Genomic DNA, 17,759 nt, shown 5'->3' on the forward strand with positions numbered 1-17,759 from the left:
AGGTTCTTAACCACGGGAACAGCGGGCTTCTTCGAAGCCCTGTCCCCGTGCTCTACTTGTCCGAAGTGGTATCCGGATTTCGATACGCCGAGAGGAGGCGATTTCAGTGATCAGCATCACCAGCAGCTTCGTCAGCACCGCCAAATTGACCGATCGCTCGGTCGTCTCCGCCTGCTCGTTCGACGTTTCGCTGTCCGGACTGCTCGCCACTGAGGGAGCTCCGTTCGCCGCCACCGGTCTGTCGGGCGCCCGCGCCGGCCGGATCAACCCTGTGGCTCTTCCTGTCACGGGCGGCAATGAGCGACCGACCAAGGCACTGGCGGCAGAAGTAGCAGCGGCAGAGGCCAAGGCCTGTGCGGTCGCCGCAGCCGGTGCGGAAGCCAAGAAGCAGACGCAGCAGCACCACACGATGTGGGCCTTCCGTGGGCCTGAACCCTGGAGTGATCCAGCCTGATTCGATCAGGCCGGCGCCTTCAGGGCCGCGGAACCCCACCCGGGATCCGCGGCCCTTCTGTTTGTCCCGAACGGGACGGGCGGAGCGAAGGGGCCTCGGGAAGAGAACCACCCGGTACCAGCCGACACCTGGCCAACAGGCCGGACCGAACAGACGAGGAAGACACCACCGTGCAACTCGAAGCGCACGCCCCGTCCGTACCGCCTTCCGAAACGATCACCCCGCCCGGCCTCACGGAGGACTCCGCCTTGACCCCGCTCACCGCGCTCACCGCGCTCGACGACGCCATCGAGAACCTGGGCGTACCCGTGCCGTGCCGTGCCTACGACCCGGAGGTCTTCTTCGCGGAGTCCCCGGCCGACGTCGAGTACGCCAAGTCCCTCTGCCGCACCTGCCCGCTGATGGAGGCATGCCTCGCCGGCGCCAAGGAGCGGCGTGAGCCGTGGGGTGTCTGGGGCGGCGAACTCTTCATCCAGGGCGTGGTGGTTGCCCGCAAGCGGCCCCGTGGCCGTCCGCGCAAGAACCCGGTCGCGGCATGAACGCCACCGGCACCATCGACCGCCCTTTCACGCACGATCCCAAGAAGCAGGCCCCGATGACCTCTTCCCTGCGCGAGCCGTCCGGCTCCGCCACCACAGCTGTCAGTACCACCGGCGCGAGCGACTCGCGTCAGAACAGGACCCGCGAGATGCAACTCATTCCAGAAGCCATGGCACGCGCGCATATGAGCGAGCGCCTGCGTGAAGCCGACGCGGAACGCCAGGCCGTGCGCCTGGTCGCCGCTCGGCGGATGCAGCGCCGCGCCGAGCGCGTGTCGATGCGCGCCCGCCGCGCGCTGGCCATGGCGGTCATGCACTGACCGCCACGGCCGGGCGCCACAACGCCACAGGCTCCAAACGCTTCTGACGCGGGGGCCGGTCCTCAAGGACCGGCCCCCGCGGCGCGTTCGCCGCCGCCGCGCCCCCGGGTGTCAGGCGCCCGCCTCGACCTCGGGCTCCTCCTCGTACGCGTACTCCTCCGGCAGGAAGCCGGGCAGCCACCCCTCCAGCTCCTCGCGCAGCCGCACCGTGGCGTTGAGCTGGCACAGCACCCCGATCGTGCTCAGCGTGACGCGGTGGATCAGCAGATAGGCGGGCGGCAGATTCAACTGCTTCCCCAATTGATGGGCAGGGGAGCGCGGATCGGCTATCCGAGCCGCCTGGGTGCGCATCCAGCCGCGACTGAAGGTGAACACTTCCGCCTCCGCCGGCTCGATGATCGGCACCAGATACTCCAGCACCGCGTCGGGGTCGAGATCGATCGACTCCTTGACGAAGCCCTCCGCGCACAGCAGTTCGTACACCGCCTCGGCGTCGCCCTCCAGCGTCAGCCGCAGCGACTCGCCGATCGTCTCCGGCAGTCCGCCCGGCAGCCGGTCCACGGTGCCGAAGTCCAGCACACCGAGCCGCATTTCACCGTCGGCCTCCATACCGTCGTCCCCGGCGTCGGCGGGCGGCAGCAGGCGGAAGTTGCCCGGGTGCGGATCCGCGTGCAGCAGCCCCGTACGGGCCGGGCCCGAGAAGAGGAAACGCGCCAGCAGCTGGCCCGCGCGGTCGCGCTGCTCGTCGGTGCCGTCGGCGATCACATCCGCCATCGGTATGCCGTCGATCCACTCCGTGACCAGCACCTGCTCGCACTGGTGCACCACGCCGGGCACCACCACATCGGGATCGTCCGCGAACTCCTCCGCGTGCTCCCGCTGGGCCCGCGCCTCCAACTCGTAGTCCAGCTCCTCCGACACCCGGTCGCGCAACTCCGTGATCAGGGGCTTCACATCCATGCCCGGGATCAGCGGACCCAGCAGCCGAGCGAACCGGCTCAGCTGCGCGAGGTCGGACAGCAGCGCCTCACCGGCGCCCGGGTACTGGACCTTGACGGCCACATCCCGCCCGTCGTGCCACACCGCCCGGTGCACCTGGCCGATCGAGGCGGCGGCCGACGGCCTCTCCTCGAACTCCAGGAACAGCTCACGCCAGTCCTCGCCGAGCCGCTCCGCCAGCACCTTGTGCACCGTGCTCGTCGGCATCGGAGGGGCCGCCTCCTGGAGCTTGGTGAGCGCAGCCCGATACGGCCCCGCCACCTCCTCGGGCAGCGCGGACTCGAAGACGGACAGCGCCTGGCCGAACTTCATGGCCCCGCCCTTGAGCTCACCGAGCACCTTGAAGAGCTGGTCCGCCGTGCGCTGCTGGAGCTCGCGGCCGACGATCTCCGCGGACTTGCCGCCGATCCGCTTGCCGAGACCCCACGTGGCACGACCGGCGAACCCCAGTGGCAGCGCGGCCAACTTGGCAGTTCGAGTGACCGCCTTCCGGGGAAGATCAGACATACGCCCCTCCAATTCCCAGACAGCCGGGCCGCCTATGGCGGTTACCGCACCATTGTGTCGTGCGGCGCCCCGGGCGCGGTCATGCCCTCTCCCTCAGCTTCTCCGGCGGCCCCACAGGGGCAGGCCGGATGCGGCACGATCCGCTCGGAACGCCAGTCGAGCAGGGGCTGGGTGATCTCCCAGCGCGCACCCGTGCTCGCCGGCAGCTCGCCGTCCAGGAAGGACAGCGCGTGGGCGGTGGTGAGACCGGCCACGGTCGTGGCGAGACCCAGGTCACAGGCCGGGGTGACAGACGCCCGGCGGCCCGACCGCCACTGGGCGAGCATGAGCGGCCATCCCGGCTCCCGGCCGACCCGCTCCTCGGTCAGACAGCCCGCGCACGCCGTGCCGCCGGGGAGCACCAGTGGACCCACCACACCCGTGGCCTCGACAACTCCCGCGTAGAGATGGGGAGTCCCGGTGGCGATCCAGCGCTCGGCGGACGCCGGATCCGGCGCGTAGGCCGCGAGCCCGTCCCGTGGCGCGACGACCACCAGCGACAGCCCCGCCCCGCCGCCGACGCTCGCCCGCGCCGCCCGCTCGTCGGCGCGCTCGGGCTTCTCGGCCACCCGCCCGCCCGCCGACCAGTCGTCGACGGCTTCGCTCTCCGCCCCGCCCGCACCGGACCCCGCTCTGCCGGCCCGGGTCGGTGCCGAGCGGCGCACCAGATGCCGCGCCGCCACTTCTCTGCGCTCACCCACCGACTCCGCGGGCAGCCCGCCCGGCGCCACGTCCCATGCCTCGGCGATCCCGCTGTCCAGCACATCCACCCGGCCCACCCCGGCGGCCGAGAGCGCCGAGGCGACGGCGGCGCCGACGCGGCCCGCTCCGCGCACCTGGACGCGCATGGTGCGCCGCGCCGCGAGCCGGTCCATCGCCGCACCCGGCTCACGGTGGGTGACGGACAGTGACGCCAGATCCGCGCGCAACCGGTCCAGCTCGACCTTTCGATTCCGTAACGCTTCGGCGGCCCGCCCGCCCGCCGTGCTGTCGTCCAGCAGCCCGGCCGAGGCGAGCCGGTCCACGAGCGCGTCCGCCTTGCCGTCCGGCAATCCCATCGTCCGCGCTTCCTCGCGCAGCAGCGGAAGTCCTCTCGTGCCGTCGAGCAGATCGAGAAAACTTCCCGTCGCCGTATCGACAGGGCCCACCACCACCGCGTGCGCGGGCGTGATTCCGAACTGCACCGTCTGCCGCTCCCGCCAGGCCCGGCGCAACGCGGGCTTCACCATTGGATGCATATTCGTCTCCCCCCGTGTGCCTGTCCCGTGATCGGAATCCAGAATGCAGGGAACTGGTGAGAGATGCGAAGAGTTATCCACAGGCATGGGGAATTAGCCGTTCAAATGACGGGTGCATGGAGTGGATCAAGATCAAAGGGTTCCCACGACGGGACGTCCCCCACTGACAGCGGGTAACGTCGAGACGTGTCCGCCGACCCTTCCCCTCGCGTTGCGGGGGAATCCCCACCGCACAGCGCCGGAAGTGAAGAGCGCAGCGTGACCGGCCGTCCGCAGCGCGGCCCGGCGACCAGTGCTGTCGAGGTCCGCAGGAGCGCCCGGCGCAACAGAACGGTCTCGGCCTACCGCGAGGGCGACCGCACCATCGTGCTCATTCCGGCCAGGATGTCCGAGGCCGAGGAGCAGCGCTGGGTGACGGTGATGCTCGACAAGCTCGCCGCGCAGGAGAGCAAGCGCATCCTCGGCGACGGCGATCTGACCGACCGGGCCAAGCGGCTGTCCGAGCAGTATTTCGAGGGTCGGGCCCGCCCCGCGTCCGTCAGGTGGGTCACCAACCAGAACACCCGCTGGGGCTCCTGTACCCCGGCAGAGGGCAGTATCCGCCTGTCCCACCGGCTCCAGGGCATGCCGGAGTACGTCGTCGACTACGTGCTCGTGCACGAACTCGCGCACCTGCTCGTGCCCGGACACGGCCCGAGTTTCTGGAAGCTGCTGGAGGCGTATCCGCGCACCGAAAGGGCCCGCGGCTACCTCGAGGGCGTCGTCGCCGGCGAGCGGCTGCCCCATCTGCCTTCCGCCCCCGGAGAGTGACGACGCCCCTCGCCGATCGTGTACCGAATCTGTACCGACTTGGCCCAAACTCGTACTCAGCCGTTAGCCTGACGCGACGTGTTCAGCTCGGGATGGGGGACGGTCGTTACGCATGGCGAGGGAATTCCAACGCGGCCACAAGGCCAAGATCAGTGACCTCACGCAGGGGACGGATCTGTACGTAGGTGTGCAGATCGCGGCACCCGGCTTGACGTTCGACATCAGCTGTTTCGGCCTCGACGCCAATGAACAGCTCTCGGACGACCGGTATTTCATCTTCTTCAATCAGCCGAAGTCTCCCGAGGAATCAGTCCAGTTGCTGGGCGCCCAGTCCGGGGACACCGAGTCATTCCGGGTAACGCTCGACCGCATTCCCGCGAACATCCAGCGGCTCTCCTTCACCGCCACCATCGACGGCGCCGGACAGATGTCCCAAGTGGGCCCCGGATACATCCGGATAGTCGCGGGCGGCGAAGAAGTCGTCCGATACGCGTTCACCGGCTCGGAGTTCACCACCGAGCGCGCGGTGATGCTCGGAGACTTCTATCTGAAGGACGTCTGGCGGTTCGCCGCGGTCGGCCAGGGCTTCGACGGCGGTCTCGACGCACTGCTGAAGAACTTCGGCGGCGAGGTCGCCGAGGAGGAGCCGGCCGCCGCCCAGCAGCCCTCCGGTGGAGCCGCGCCCGGGTTCGCCCCGCCGCCCGGTGGTCCCGCGCCCGCTCCGGCCTTCGGAGCCCCGGCCGCGCCGCAGGCCCCGCAGCCCGCGCCGTCGTTCGGCGCACCGCCGCAGGCCCCGGCCCCGCCACCCGCTCCCCACCCGATGCACGGTGCGCCGACCGTCGCCGCGCCCATGGCCCCGCCGCCCGCGCCGTCGCCGTACGCGCAGCCCGGCCAGCCGCAGGCCCCGCAGCAGCCGCAGTTCGGCCAGCTCCCCGGCCAGGCGTCGGGGCAGGCGCCGCCGGGCCAGCCGCCCGGTCAGCTTTCCGGCCAGTTCCCCGGTCAGGGCCAGCCGCCCGGCGCGCCCGCTCCGTACGGGCAGCCGACTCCGCCTCCGTACGGAGGTCAGCCCCAGGGGGCACCGCCCCCCGGCATGCCGCAGCCTGGCCAGCAGGCCGGAGCCGGTCTCCAGGCGGCGCTCCAGCCGTACCGCGAGGCGGCCACCGGCCAGCGCTGGACCCCGCAGAACCAGCAGCTCATGCGGGTCGACCTGGCCATGGGCGGCGCGTCCGTACTCGCCCGCCAGGGCAGCATGGTCATGTACCAGGGCAAGGTCGACTTCGGTTACAAGGGCGCCGGTTTCGCCGGCCGCATCGTCGGTAACGCGACCGGGCAGGAGATGCAGCTGATGCGCTGCTCCGGCCGGGGCCAGGTCTTCCTCGCCGAGGAGACCTCGCATCTGCACCCGATCGAACTCCAGGGCGACGGAATCTGTGTCTCCGCGGAGAACGTCCTCGCCTTCGACGAGTCCCTTCAGTACGAGGTCCGTCGTATCGAGGGCCACGGCATCCCCGGTGGAGCCCTGTTCACCATGCTGTTCCAGGGCACCGGGACCGTCGTCGTGAAGACTCACGGAGTCCCCGTCGTCCTGCCGGTCACGCCCACGACCTTCGCCGACAGCAACGCCGTCGTCGCCTGGTCCGCCGCGTCCCAGGTGATCCTCTCCAGCCAGGTCCGGCTGCGCCGCAACGCGTATCCCGGGCACAGCGGAGAGACCGTGAACCTCCAGTTCCGGGGAGCCCCCGGAAACTTCATCGTCGTCCAGCCGTACGAGGTCTGAGGGAGCCCGGCACATGAACCAGCAACTCGCGGGCTTCGCCCCGACCCCCGTCACGGCCCGGATGGAGAACCACGGCCGCACGATGCTCAAGGTCGCCATGGCCAGTGGGCAGGACCTCTACGCGCGCACCGGCTCGATGGTCGCGTACGAGGGCTTCGTGCAGTACGAGCCCAATCCGCCCGCCGTGCGCCAGATCGCCGGCCAGTGGGTGACGGGCGAGGGCACACCGATCATGAAGTGCGCCGGAGACGGCCTGCTCTACCTCGCCGACTACGGCGCCGACGTCGTCGTCATCAATCTCGACAACGACTCGATCTCCGTCAACGGCACCAACCTGCTGGCCTTCGACGCGCACCTCCAGTGGGGCGTCGAGAAGGTGAAGGGGCTGGCCAAGTTCGCCGGGCAGGGGCTGTGGAACGTCACGGTCGGCGGCACCGGCTGGGTCGCGCTGACCTCGCGCGGCACGCCGATCGTCGTCGACTGCGGCCGTGGTGAGGACGAGACGTACGTCGACCCCGACGCGCTTGTCGCCTGGTCACCCGGGCTCAAGGTGAAGGGCAAGCGGAGCTTCAAGGCCTCGTCGCTCGTCGGGCGGGGCAGCGGGGAGGCCTACCAGATGGCCTTCTCGGGCCAGGGCCTCGTCGTCGTACAACCGAGCGAGGACAGCACCGACCGCCTGCGGATCCGGGGCTGAGGGGGAGGGGAACATCATGCAGAGCCCGCTTTTCGGACTCGCGGAAACGCAGTCCCAGGACCGTTACGCCGTACAGAACCCGCAGCTGCTGCGGGTCGCGCTCACCGGTCACGACGACGTCCTCGCCCGTAAGGGCGCGATGGTCGCCTACCAGGGACTCATCGACTTCGACGGGGAGTACCAGTCGCCGGGGCAGCGGCGCGCCAGGGCCAACACCGGCGAGGGCCTGGACCTGATGCGCTGCTCGGGTCAGGGCACTGTCTACTTCGCCAACCTCGCGCAGCACGTGCACGTCGTGGACGTCGACCAGGAGGGCATGACCGTCGACAGCGCCTATGTCCTGGCGCTCGACTCCACGCTGCACATCGAGGTCATCGCGGTGGACAGCCAGTACGGCATCTCGGGCTCCGGCAAGTACCAGCTCAACATCTCGGGCCGGGGCAAGGTCGCCCTGATGACGTCCGGGCAGCCGCTGATGATGCACGTGACGCCGGAAAAGTACGTCAACGTGGACGCCGACGCGATCGTGGCGTGGTCCTCCGCGCTGCGGGTGCAGATGCAGGCACAGACGCACTCGTCGGGCGTACGGCGCAGGCGCGGCAACACCGGAGAGGGTTGGGAGCTGAGCTTCCTCGGCCAGGGCTTCGCGCTCGTGCAGCCCAGTGAGGTCATGCCGCCGCAGAACGCGGAGATCGGTCAGGGCGCGCGTGCGCAGTTCGGCGTGGGCCAGCAGGGTGCCCACGCGCAGAACCAGAACAACGTCTGGAACCGCTGACCGAGGCCCTTCCGGCTCCTCGTCCGTCTCTCGGGCTTCAGGGGCGGTCTCCTCGGAGGCCGCCCCTGCTCGGTCCCGCCGGGCGCGTCAGCCGCTCACCCCTGCCGCGAGCACCGCGCGCGTGCGCTCCAAGAGCCGTACGACCGACCCGTCGGCGACCGCCGCCACCTCGTCGTAGGCGAACCAGCGCAGATCCAGTGACTCCTCGCTGATCTCCTCCACCGCGCCGGCCGGCGCCAGCGCCGCGTACTGGACATCCAGATGCCAGTGGCAGGGCGCCGGAATCGCGTGCCGGTCGAGCTGTACGGGCCCGCCGGGCAGCAGTGTCAGTCCCGGGATCCCGGACTCCTCCGTGGCTTCACGCAGCGCCGCGGCGGCGAGCGAGGCGTCCCCGGGCTCGCAGTGCCCGCCCATCTGGAGCCACCTGCCCAGCTTCTTGTGAAGGGTCAGCAGGACACTCTCCCGCTCCGGGTCGATCACCAGAGCGCTCGCCGTGACATGCCCCGCCTCGCAGGACTTCCACATCCCGTCCGGACGGGCCGCCAGATGCTCCAGATAGATCCGGCGCAGCTCGTCCTGGCCGTCGTACGTCTCCAGTACGCCGACGGCGTCGTCGTGCAGGCTCACTTGGCGCCGTCGTCCTTGCCCTCGTCGTCCGTGCCCTTGCCGTCCTTGCCGTCCGTGTCGCCCGCGTCACGCCCGTCGGTGCCGGGGTCCTTCTCCAGCTTGGGCTTGCCGCCCGCCGCCTCGCCGAGCAGCTTGTCCAGCTCGGAGAAGTCCGCGTGCTCGTGGTGGACGAAGCCGTCCGGGTCGTCCAGGTCGGAGGCCGTCGGCAGGTTGTCGGGGTGCTCCCACAGCCCGTCGCGGCCGTCCACGCCCCGCGCGTCCGTGAGCGACGCCCAGAGCCGGGAGGCGTCCCGAAGGCGCCTGGGGCGCAGCTGGAGGCCGATGAGGGTGGCGAAGGTCTGTTCGGCCGGACCGCCGGAAGCGCGCCGCCTGCGCAGCGTCTCGCGCAGCGCGTCCGCCGACGTCAGACGGGTCTTGGCGGCCTCGTGCACCACCGCGTCCACCCAGCCCTCCACCAGCGCCAGCGCCGTCTCCAGACGGGCCAGGGCGGCCTTCTGCTCGACCGTGTCCTCCGGCTGGAACATGCCCTGCTGAAGCGCTTCCTGAAGCTGCTCGGGGTTCGACGGGTCGAGCTGGCTGACGGCGTCCTCCAGCTTGGACGAGTCGACCTTGATGCCCCGCGCGTACCCCTCGACGGCGCCGAACAGATGCGACCGCAGCCATGGCACATGGGCGAAGAGCCGCTGGTGGGCGGCCTCGCGCAGGGCCAGATACAGCCGCACCTCGTCCTGCGGGACACCGAGGTCCTTACCGAAGGTCGCGATGTTCAGCGGGAGCAGCGCGGCCTTGCCGGCCGGGCCAAGCGGCAGCCCGATGTCCGTCGAACCGACCACCTCGCCCGCGAGCACGCCCACGGCCTGCCCGATCTGCTGGCCGAACATGGCGCCTCCCATGGAGCGCATCATGCCGATCAGCGGGCCCGCCATGGCCTGCATCTCCTCGGGCAGCACGTCGCTCATGGCGGCGCCCACCCGCTCGGCCACCGGGTCGACGAGCTGCTGCCACGCGGGGAGAGTCGCCTCGACCCACTCGGCGCGGCTCCACGCCACGGTCGAGCCCGCACCGGACGGCAGGGACGTCACGGCGTCCAGCCAGACATCGGCGAGGCGGACGGCCTCCTCGACAGCGGTCCGCTCGCCGGGGCTCACGCTGGCGTCCCTCGTGCCGTCGGGCGTGCCCTGCGAGACCTGCCGGCGGGCGATCTGCTTGGCCATGTCCCAGTTCACGGGACCGCCCTCGTAGCTCAGCATCTGGCCCAGCTGCTGGAAGGCCGCGCCCAGGTCGTTCGGATTCATCGATCCGAACATCGCCGCGAACGGGTTGTCCCCGCCCGCGCCGCCGGGACCGCCCGGACCACCGGGGAAGCCGAACCCCGAGAAGGGGTTGCCTCCGCCCTGGCCGCCGGCACCCTGACCACCTCCGGCAGGGCCGTTCTTCTTGCCGTCGCCGTCCTCTGGCTCCTCCGGCGGAAGGCCGAATCCGAATGGGGTGTCACTCACGGGTTTCCTCGGCTCGTTGGGCCGCCGGCTTATCCGCCGACAGCGACTGCCCGACAACACCACCCAGCGTAGACATCCGAGCCCGCATCCGGGCTCGGTGCTCCGCCAACGCTTGGCCTGCGGCAGGATGGACGCCACCTGGTACGTACGTGTCATACACGTCCGTACTGAAGACAACCGCTGGAGACGCCCGGTGAGTTCCCCAGATCCACAGGTTCGCGCAGCGCGAAACCGCTCAACCCCCACCCCGCCACGCGGCCCCGTCGTCGCGGTCACCGGAGCCGCCTCCGGCGTCGGAGACCTGCTCACCCGGCGCCTCGCGGCGTCCGAGGAGATCAAGCAGGTCGTCGCGATCGACGAGCGCCGCGGGGAGGTGAGCGAGGCGCAGTGGCACATCCTCGACGTACGGGATCCGGTCATCGCCGAGAAGCTGCGCGGCGCGGACGTGGTGGTGCACCTGGCCCTCGATCTGGACCTGGAGCGGGACGCGGCTGCCCGTACGGCGTACAACGTCCGGGGCACCCAGACCGTGCTCACCGCTGCCGCCGCCGCGGGGGTGCACCGGGTCGTCCTGTGCACCTCGGCCATGGTCTACGGGGCGCTGCCCGACAACGACATCCCTCTGTCGGAGGACGCGGAGCTGCGCGCCACCGCGGAGGCCACGGGCGTCGGCGACCTGCTGGAGATCGAACGGCTCGGACGCCGGGCGCCGCGCGCGCACCCCGGCCTGAACGTCACGGTCGTACGGCCCGCCGTCCTCGTCGGCGGCACGGACACCGCCCTGACCCGCTACTTCGAGTCACCCCGGCTGCTGGTCGTGGCCGGCTCCCGGCCCACCTGGCAGTTCTGCCACGTGGACGACCTGGTCAGCGCCCTGGAGTACGCGGCGCTGGAGAAGGTCGACGGAGAGTTCGCGGTCGGCTGCGACGGCTGGCTCGAACAGGAGGAGATCGAGGAGCTGAGCGGCATCCGCCGCATGGAGCTGCCGTCCGCCGTCGCCCTGGGCGCCGCCGCCCGGCTGCACCGGATCGGCCTCACACCGTCCCCGGCCGGTGATCTCGCGTACACGATGCATCCCTGGGTGGTCAGCGTCAGCCGTCTCCACGACGCGGGCTGGCGGCCCCGGTGGACGAACGAGGAAGTCCTCGGGGCGCTGCTCGAAGAGGTGGAGGGCCGGCACACCGTCGCGGGCCGGCGCCTCGGCCGCAAGGACGCCACGGCGGCCGGCGCCGCCGGTGCGACGGTCGCCCTGCTCGGCGCGGCGGCGGTGGTACGCCGCGCCCGTAAGGCACGCCGGCGCCTCTAGGCCGTGTCTTCAAAGTCCCGCCTGGCCCGCGACGCCCGGCACGGCACCTCGCCGCGTTGTCGGACTCGGCCGAGTACGCCCGGTACGAGACCGATCCTCCGCCTTGCGACACACCGCACCGGCCGCCGCCGGACCCGCCCTGCGGGCGGACGGCGCTACTTTGAAGATTCGGCCTGGGGCCTGTCCGGCGGATCTTCGGGAACGGGGCCCGCCCGGGGCGGTCGCTCTCCGTAGGAGGCCGGTCTGTAGGACGCTCCAAGCGTCAGGCCCGGCGGCCGGTCGAACGCGCCATTACGTGAAGGCGGTGCCGTACGGCACGATGGGCCGCATGGCACGCATCGAGGCGCATCCGGGCGAGAGCGCGGCACAGGACCCCGTCCGGCTGCTGGCGATACGAGAGACCCCGCTGTCCGTCGACGAGATCTTCCAGGCCGTCGGGGACGACGCGGCGGGCGGTACCGCCCTGTTCGTCGGGACGGTCCGCAACCACGACGGGGGCGCCGACGTGGACGCCCTCGGATACTCCTGCCATCCCTCCGCCGAGGCCGAACTACGCCGGGTGGCCGAGAAGGTGATCGCCGACTTCCCCGTACGCGCGCTGGCGGCCGTCCACCGTGTGGGCGACCTCGCCGTGGGAGATCTGGCGGTCGTCGTCGCGGTCTCCTGTCCGCACCGCGCGGAGGCCTTCGAAGCCTGCCGCAGGCTGATCGACGACCTCAAGCACGAGGTGCCGATCTGGAAGCACCAGACATTCTCGGACGGTACGGAGGAATGGGTCGGAGCCTGCTGACGCCCCTCCCGGACTCCGCCGTCGCCCTCTGTTCCCGTGTGGCCCGATTTGCGTAACCGCATCCCTGCCCGGAGCGTTGAAGCAGCGGATGGCTAATCTGCTGATCATCGGTTTGCACGCACACATTGGGTAGGGAGGTCGGAATGGCCGCGCTTGCCTGGTTGCTGATTCCGCTCTTCGCCGCGGTCGGCGCGGCGATATGGGGAAGCTGGGTTTCAAGAAACCGAACCATCGGAGACATGGCCGAACTGGCCGGGTACGCGCGCTTCCGGGACGCGATGTCGAAGCCCGATCCCGGCACGACGGACGCCGCCTGAGACACCCCGTCACACCCGCCTCGTACGGACCGGCCCCGGGGGTGCGCCGACAGACCGTTCCCGTACTGTCGTTCCATGCCACGCCGCACCGCGACGATGCTCGCTTCCACTCTCGTCCTCATCGCGCTGCTCTGTGCGGGAGTGTTCATCCCCGTTCCGTACGCGGAGATGAGTCCCGGTCCCACGGTGAACACACTCGGCGACGCGAATGGCGAACCGGTGCTCCACATCGAGGGTCGCAAGACCTATCCCACGACGGGTCATCTCAATATGACGACCGTCAGGGTCACCGGCGCGGATTACAAGATGAATGTGGTCGAGGCGGTCTACGGCTGGCTGTCGCACGACAACATCGTGGTGCCGCACAACACGCTCTATCCGGACGGCAAGACGGAGGAGCAGTCGACGCAGGAGAACGCCGAGGAGTTCAGCCAGTCGCAGGAGAGCGCGAAGGTCGCGGCCCTGAAGGAGGAGAACATCCCCGTCACGTCGCGGGTCGTCGTCGCGGCGGTCGTCAAGGACAGCCCCTCCGAAGGGGCTCTGCACGCCGGTGACGTGATCAAGGCGGTGGACGGCGAGACCGTCGAGGCGCCGCCGGACGTCGCCGAGATCGTCACCAAGCACAAGCCGGGTGAGGACGTCGTCTTCACGATCGTCCCGGCGAAGGTGGCCGAGAAGGCCGAGAAGGCCGGCAAGGAGCCCGAGGGCAGCGAGAACGTGACGGTCAGGACGGTGAAGTCGGACGAGGGCGACGACCGGGCCATCGTCGGGATCCAGGCCGGGACGGACCACACGTTCCCGTTCGAGATCGACATCAAGCTGGCCGATGTGGGCGGCCCGAGCGCGGGACTGATGTTCGCGCTCGGGATCGTGGACAAGATCACGCCGGGCGATCTGACGGGCGGCAAGTTCGTCGCGGGTACCGGCACGATCGACGACAACGGGAAGGTCGGCCCGATCGGAGGGATCGGGATGAAGCTGGTCGGTGCGCGGGACGCGGGTGCGCGGTACTTCCTGACGCCGGACGAGAACTGTGCGGCGGCGGCCTCGGACATCCCGGACGGTTTGACGCTGGTGCGGGTGAAGAACATCAAGGACGCGACGGCGTCTCTGGAGAAGATCAAGGGCGGGGACACGGGGGATCTGCCGAGCTGCTCGACGCGCTGATCGTCGCGGGTCGCCTGGTGGGCGGGTCCTGTCCTCGATCGCCGGACGGGCTGAAACGGTTCCGCCCGTGCGGGCGGGGTGTCCTCGATCGCCGGGCCGGTTTGATGTGCCTGCCGGGCGGGATGCGTGGTGCGGGCGGGGTCGAAGTGGGCGCCGGGGGGCTGGTCGTGGGTGCCGGACGGGCCCCCGGCGGGGCCCGTCCGGCAAGAAGCTCCTAGGCCTCGAACGTCGCCGACAGGGCCTCCGCGAGGCCCGGTACCAGCCCCGCGCCCGTCAGGACCTGGGTCGGTGAGTCCTTCTCGCGCAGCCGCAGCGCCGAGTCCCGTGTCCCGTCACGCAGGACGGCGACCGTCATCCGTACCTCCTGACGGTCCGGGTGCGCGGCGACCCAGTCCACGAGCGCGGACTCGTCGAGGTCTTCGGGCACCGACGCCTCGGCGGACGGCGGCAGCATCAGACGCTCCACCGTGATCGCGCAGCCCGCCACCGCGCCCGGCCAGGCGATCGTGGCGAGGAACTCGTCGAGCGGCGTGCCCGCCGGGATCTCGTCCTGCTCGACGGGCGTGAGCGGGGCGGGTGTCGAGCCGTCGTCGAGGCCGAGCTGGGTGGCCAGCTCCGGCTCGTCGGACCGCAGCCGGGCCGTGTCGACGAGCGCGAACAGTCTGGCCGGCTGGTCCCAGCCCAGGCCGGAGGCGTATTCGTCGATCTCCAGCACCGCCCGGGTGATGGGGGTCGAGGCGACCGGACCCGATGCCGAGGACGGCTGATCGGACGAGGAGGCCGAGGAAGAGGAGGAGGAAAGGTTGGACATGGCCAACATCCTGCCTCCTTCGGACCCCCGTGCGGGAACTAGGTAAAGCCTCAGTAAGTTGCATGGGTGGGCCCTACGATCGCTTGGGCCCGCTGACAGACGCTGATTCAGCTGCTTCACACGACCGCGAACTTCGAGGTGCGCACGTTGGCTTTCCAGATGCCGGACCGCGGCGGAGGCCCGACCGGGCCACGGATCAGAGTGGGCCGGCCGTCCAGACGTGCCCGGACCCTGCTCATGACACTGGGCATCCTGGCCGTCCTGGCCATGCTGTTCGTCATGTTCGCGGGGTTCTGGACCGACTGGCTCTGGTATCGCTCGGTGAAATACTCGTCCGTTTTCACCACCACCCTCTGGACCAAGATCGGCCTGTTCGCGGTCTTCGGTCTGCTGATGGCGGCAGCCGTCGGCGTCAACATCTGGCTGGCGCACCGGTTGCGTCCGCCGCTCAGCGCGATGTCGCTGGAGCAGCAGAGCCTCGACCGGTACCGCATGGGCATCGCCCCGTACAAGAAGTGGGTGCTGCTCGGGATCACCGCCCTGGTCGGGCTGATCGCCGGAGCGTCCGCGGCCGGTCAGTGGCGCACCTGGCTGATGTGGATCAACGGGGTGCCCTTCGGACAGAAGGACCCGCAGTTCAACCTGGACGTGAGCTTCTACGCGTTCGATCTGCCCTGGTACCGCTTCATGCTCGGCTTCGGCTTCGCCGCCGTCGTGCTGGCGCTGATCGCCGCCGCGCTGACGCATTATCTGTACGGAGGGCTGCGCGTCACGAGCCCCGGCGCGCGTGCGACGGGCGCGGCCACCGGCCATCTCTCGGTGCTGCTCGGTGTGTTCGTCTCGCTCAAGGCCGTGGCGTACTGGCTCGACCGGTACGGGCTCGCGGTCAAGTCGAGTGACTTCAAGGCCACCGGCAACTGGACGGGTCTGCGGTACGTCGACGCCAACGCCTACCTCCCGGCGAAGACGATCCTGTTCTGCATCGCCGCCATCTGCGCCGTGCTGTTCTTCGCGACGCTCTGGCGCCGCACCTGGCAGCTGCCGGTGATCGGCTTCGGTCTGATGGTCCTGTCCGCCATCCTCATCGGCGGCCTGTACCCGGCGATCGTGCAGAAGTTCCAGGTCCAGCCGAACGAGCAGGCCAAGGAAGCCCCGTACATCGAGAAGAACATCGATGCCACGCGCTCCGCGTACGGCATCGACGACGCCGATGTGACGGACTACTCGGGCAAGGGCGACCCCGACAAGAAGGCCGAGCAGCGCAAGGCGGCCGACTCCGCCGCCAGCTACCGGCTCGTCGACCCCAACGTGGTCTCGCCCGCCTTCCAGCAGCTCCAGCAGGAACGCAAGTACTACCAGTTCCCGGACACGCTGGACGTCGACCGCTACCTCGGCCCGGACAAGAAGCCGCAGGACACGGTCATCGGTCTGCGCGAGCTGAACATCACCGGTATCCCCAAGCGCAACTGGATCAACGACCACTTCACCTACACCCATGGGTACGGAGCGATCGCGTCCAAGGGCACCGGGACGGTCACCGAGGAGAGTGACGGCACGATCGGCGCGCCCGACTTCACGGAGTCCGGTCTGCCGACCACCGGTCAGCTCGGCAAGTACGAGCAGCGGATCTACTACGGCGAGAAGACCCAGCAGTACTCGATCGTGGGCGGCCCGCAGAAGGAGCTCGACTACGAGAAGAACGGTGAGCGGACCACCAGCTACAAGGGCAAGAGCGGTGTCGACCTCTCCAGCCCGGTGAACCGCGCGGCCTACGCCGTGGCGTTCAGCGAGCCGCAGATGCTCTACTCGGGCGCCATCGGCGAGGGTTCGCGGATCCTGTACAACCGCACGCCCAAGGAGCGCGTCGAGGCGGTCGCACCGTGGCTGACCATCGACGGCGACGCCTACCCGGCCGTGGTCGACGGCAGGATCCAGTGGATCGTCGACGCCTACACCACGACGAACGGCTATCCGTACGCCTCGCGTACGACGCTCGGTGACACCACGGCCGACTCGCTGACCAACAACCAGCGCGCGGTCGTCGCGCAGCAGAACCAGGTCAACTACATCCGCAACTCGGTGAAGGCCACCGTCGACGCGTACGACGGCTCGGTCAGCCTCTACCAGTGGGACACCGAGGACCCGGTCCTCAAGACCTGGATGAAGGCCTTCCCGAACACGGTGAAGCCGAAGGCGGACATCAAGCCGGAGCTGCTGGCCCACCTGCGGTATCCGCAGGACATGTTCAAGGTCCAGCGCGAGCTGCTCACCCGCTACCACGTCACGGACGCCGCCCAGTTCTACAGCGGCTCCGACGCGTGGCAGGTGCCCGACGACCCGACGAACAAGGACAACAGCGCTGTCCCGCCGTACTACCTGAGTCTGAAGATGCCGGGACAGACGTCCCAGAAGTTCTCGCTGACGACGACCTTCACACCCAACGGACGTCCCAACCTGGGGGCGTTCATGGCGGTCGACGCCGATGCCAACAGTGACGACTACGGCACGATCAGGGTCCTGAGAGTGACCTCCACGGTCCAGGGACCACAACAGGTGCAGAGCGAGTTGAACGGCGTACCCGAAGTCGCCGAGTTCGTGAGGAACCTGAGAGGCACCGACTCGGACATCGAGTACGGCAATCTCCTGACCGTGCCGCTCGACGAGGGCTTCCTCTACATCGAGCCGGTGTACGCCCGGGGCGGCAGCGCGAACTATCCGCTGCTGAAGAAGGTGGCCGTCTCCTACGGAGGCAAGCCGGTCTTCAAGGACAGCCTGTCCGAGGCGCTGAACGCGGTGTTCGGTGTCGACGGCGAGGAGCCACCGCCGGAGACGACGCCGCCACCGGGCGACGGTGACACCACGACGCCGCCCGCCACCGGTGACGCCGCGCTCAAGGACGCCATCGCCGACGCCCAGAAGGCGTACACGGACGGTGAGGCGGCTCTGGCGGAGCAGGACTGGGAGGCGTACGGAAAGGCCCAGGAGGCCCTTCAGGACGCCCTGGCGCGCGCTGCCGAGGCGGAGAAGGCCGCCGAGACGCCGGCCAAGCCACCGGCTGGCGGGAGCGACGACAAGAGCTGATCAGCGGTC

General features: G+C 69.8%; 17 protein-coding genes. 12 read left to right on the forward strand and 5 right to left on the reverse strand.

Annotation, left to right across the window (positions count from 1 at the left end):
• Window positions 1–106: 106 nt before the first annotated feature.
• From SSPS47_RS22800 to SSPS47_RS22810, 3 genes are all read left to right on the forward strand, one after another.
• Window positions 107–454 carry a hypothetical protein gene (locus tag SSPS47_RS22800; RefSeq protein WP_164252669.1) on the forward strand — a complete coding sequence of 116 codons (348 nt, stop codon included), beginning with the start codon at window positions 107–109 and terminating at the stop codon, window positions 452–454.
• 170 nt (window positions 455–624) lie between these two features.
• Window positions 625–993, forward strand: a complete 369-nt coding sequence (locus SSPS47_RS22805; RefSeq protein WP_078075193.1) for a WhiB family transcriptional regulator — start codon at window positions 625–627, stop codon at window positions 991–993.
• On the forward strand, window positions 990–1,313 hold the full coding sequence (locus tag SSPS47_RS22810; protein ID WP_078075192.1) for a hypothetical protein: 324 nt from the start codon (window positions 990–992) through the stop codon (window positions 1,311–1,313). Before SSPS47_RS22805 ends, SSPS47_RS22810 begins: the two co-directional genes overlap by 4 nt.
• Window positions 1,314–1,424: 111 nt before the next feature.
• Here SSPS47_RS22810 and SSPS47_RS22815 read toward each other — a convergent pair whose 3' ends face one another.
• Both SSPS47_RS22815 and SSPS47_RS22820 read right to left on the reverse strand, forming a co-directional pair.
• Window positions 1,425–2,819 (reverse strand): AarF/ABC1/UbiB kinase family protein, encoded by a 1,395-nt coding sequence (locus tag SSPS47_RS22815; protein ID WP_164252670.1) that lies wholly within the window; start codon window positions 2,817–2,819, stop codon window positions 1,425–1,427.
• Window positions 2,820–2,860: 41 nt separating this feature from the next.
• Window positions 2,861–4,096, reverse strand: a complete 1,236-nt coding sequence (locus SSPS47_RS22820; RefSeq protein WP_164252671.1) for a ThiF family adenylyltransferase — start codon at window positions 4,094–4,096, stop codon at window positions 2,861–2,863.
• Between the two features lie 186 nt (window positions 4,097–4,282).
• On the opposite strand from SSPS47_RS22820, the gene SSPS47_RS22825 reads away from it, so the two are divergent.
• The 4 genes from SSPS47_RS22825 (at window position 4,283) to SSPS47_RS22840 (ending at window position 8,152) form a co-directional block, all read left to right on the forward strand.
• On the forward strand, window positions 4,283–4,906 hold the full coding sequence (locus tag SSPS47_RS22825; protein ID WP_164252672.1) for a M48 family metallopeptidase: 624 nt from the start codon (window positions 4,283–4,285) through the stop codon (window positions 4,904–4,906).
• Between the two features lie 112 nt (window positions 4,907–5,018).
• The gene (locus SSPS47_RS22830; protein ID WP_164252673.1) at window positions 5,019–6,683 is read left to right on the forward strand and encodes a TerD family protein; all 1,665 of its coding nucleotides are present in this window, start codon (window positions 5,019–5,021) and stop codon (window positions 6,681–6,683) included.
• A 13-nt stretch (window positions 6,684–6,696) separates the two neighbouring features.
• Window positions 6,697–7,377 carry an AIM24 family protein gene (locus SSPS47_RS22835; protein WP_164252674.1) on the forward strand — a complete coding sequence of 227 codons (681 nt, stop codon included), beginning with the start codon at window positions 6,697–6,699 and terminating at the stop codon, window positions 7,375–7,377.
• 16 nt (window positions 7,378–7,393) lie between these two features.
• Window positions 7,394–8,152, forward strand: a complete 759-nt coding sequence (locus tag SSPS47_RS22840) for an AIM24 family protein (RefSeq protein ID WP_164252675.1) — start codon at window positions 7,394–7,396, stop codon at window positions 8,150–8,152.
• 87 nt (window positions 8,153–8,239) lie between these two features.
• On the opposite strand, the gene SSPS47_RS22845 is transcribed toward SSPS47_RS22840, so the two are convergent.
• Complete coding sequence (locus SSPS47_RS22845) at window positions 8,240–8,779, reverse strand: NUDIX hydrolase (protein WP_164252676.1); 540 nt, start codon at window positions 8,777–8,779, stop codon at window positions 8,240–8,242.
• A complete protein-coding gene (locus SSPS47_RS22850; RefSeq protein WP_164252677.1) occupies window positions 8,776–10,278 on the reverse strand; it encodes a zinc-dependent metalloprotease in 1,503 nt (500 codons plus the stop codon). Before SSPS47_RS22850 ends, SSPS47_RS22845 begins: the two co-directional genes overlap by 4 nt.
• Before the next feature lie 193 nt (window positions 10,279–10,471).
• Here SSPS47_RS22850 and SSPS47_RS22855 point away from each other — a divergent pair, with 193 nt between their 5' ends.
• The 4 genes from SSPS47_RS22855 (at window position 10,472) to SSPS47_RS22865 (ending at window position 13,858) form a co-directional block, all read left to right on the forward strand.
• Window positions 10,472–11,584 (forward strand): SDR family oxidoreductase, encoded by a 1,113-nt coding sequence (locus SSPS47_RS22855; RefSeq protein WP_164252678.1) that lies wholly within the window; start codon window positions 10,472–10,474, stop codon window positions 11,582–11,584.
• A gap of 328 nt (window positions 11,585–11,912) precedes the next feature.
• Window positions 11,913–12,374: a molybdenum cofactor biosynthesis protein MoaE gene (locus SSPS47_RS22860; protein ID WP_164252679.1), complete on the forward strand. Its 462-nt coding sequence runs from the start codon at window positions 11,913–11,915 to the stop codon at window positions 12,372–12,374.
• 143 nt (window positions 12,375–12,517) lie between these two features.
• Window positions 12,518–12,691: a hypothetical protein gene (locus SSPS47_RS34900; RefSeq protein ID WP_187280061.1), complete on the forward strand. Its 174-nt coding sequence runs from the start codon at window positions 12,518–12,520 to the stop codon at window positions 12,689–12,691.
• Between the two features lie 75 nt (window positions 12,692–12,766).
• Window positions 12,767–13,858, forward strand: a complete 1,092-nt coding sequence (locus SSPS47_RS22865; protein WP_164252680.1) for a PDZ domain-containing protein — start codon at window positions 12,767–12,769, stop codon at window positions 13,856–13,858.
• A 214-nt stretch (window positions 13,859–14,072) separates the two neighbouring features.
• Here the strand turns inward: SSPS47_RS22865 and SSPS47_RS22870 are convergent, their stop codons facing one another.
• On the reverse strand, window positions 14,073–14,669 hold the full coding sequence (locus tag SSPS47_RS22870) for a PPA1309 family protein (RefSeq protein ID WP_147873953.1): 597 nt from the start codon (window positions 14,667–14,669) through the stop codon (window positions 14,073–14,075).
• A gap of 159 nt (window positions 14,670–14,828) precedes the next feature.
• Between SSPS47_RS22870 and SSPS47_RS22875 the strand changes: the two genes are divergently transcribed.
• On the forward strand, window positions 14,829–17,750 hold the full coding sequence (locus SSPS47_RS22875; RefSeq protein WP_203558100.1) for a UPF0182 family protein: 2,922 nt from the start codon (window positions 14,829–14,831) through the stop codon (window positions 17,748–17,750).
• Window positions 17,751–17,759: the final 9 nt, after the last annotated feature.

The sequence above is a fragment of the Streptomyces sp. S4.7 genome (assembly GCF_010384365.1).
Classification (GTDB): Bacteria; Actinomycetota; Actinomycetes; order Streptomycetales; family Streptomycetaceae; genus Streptomyces.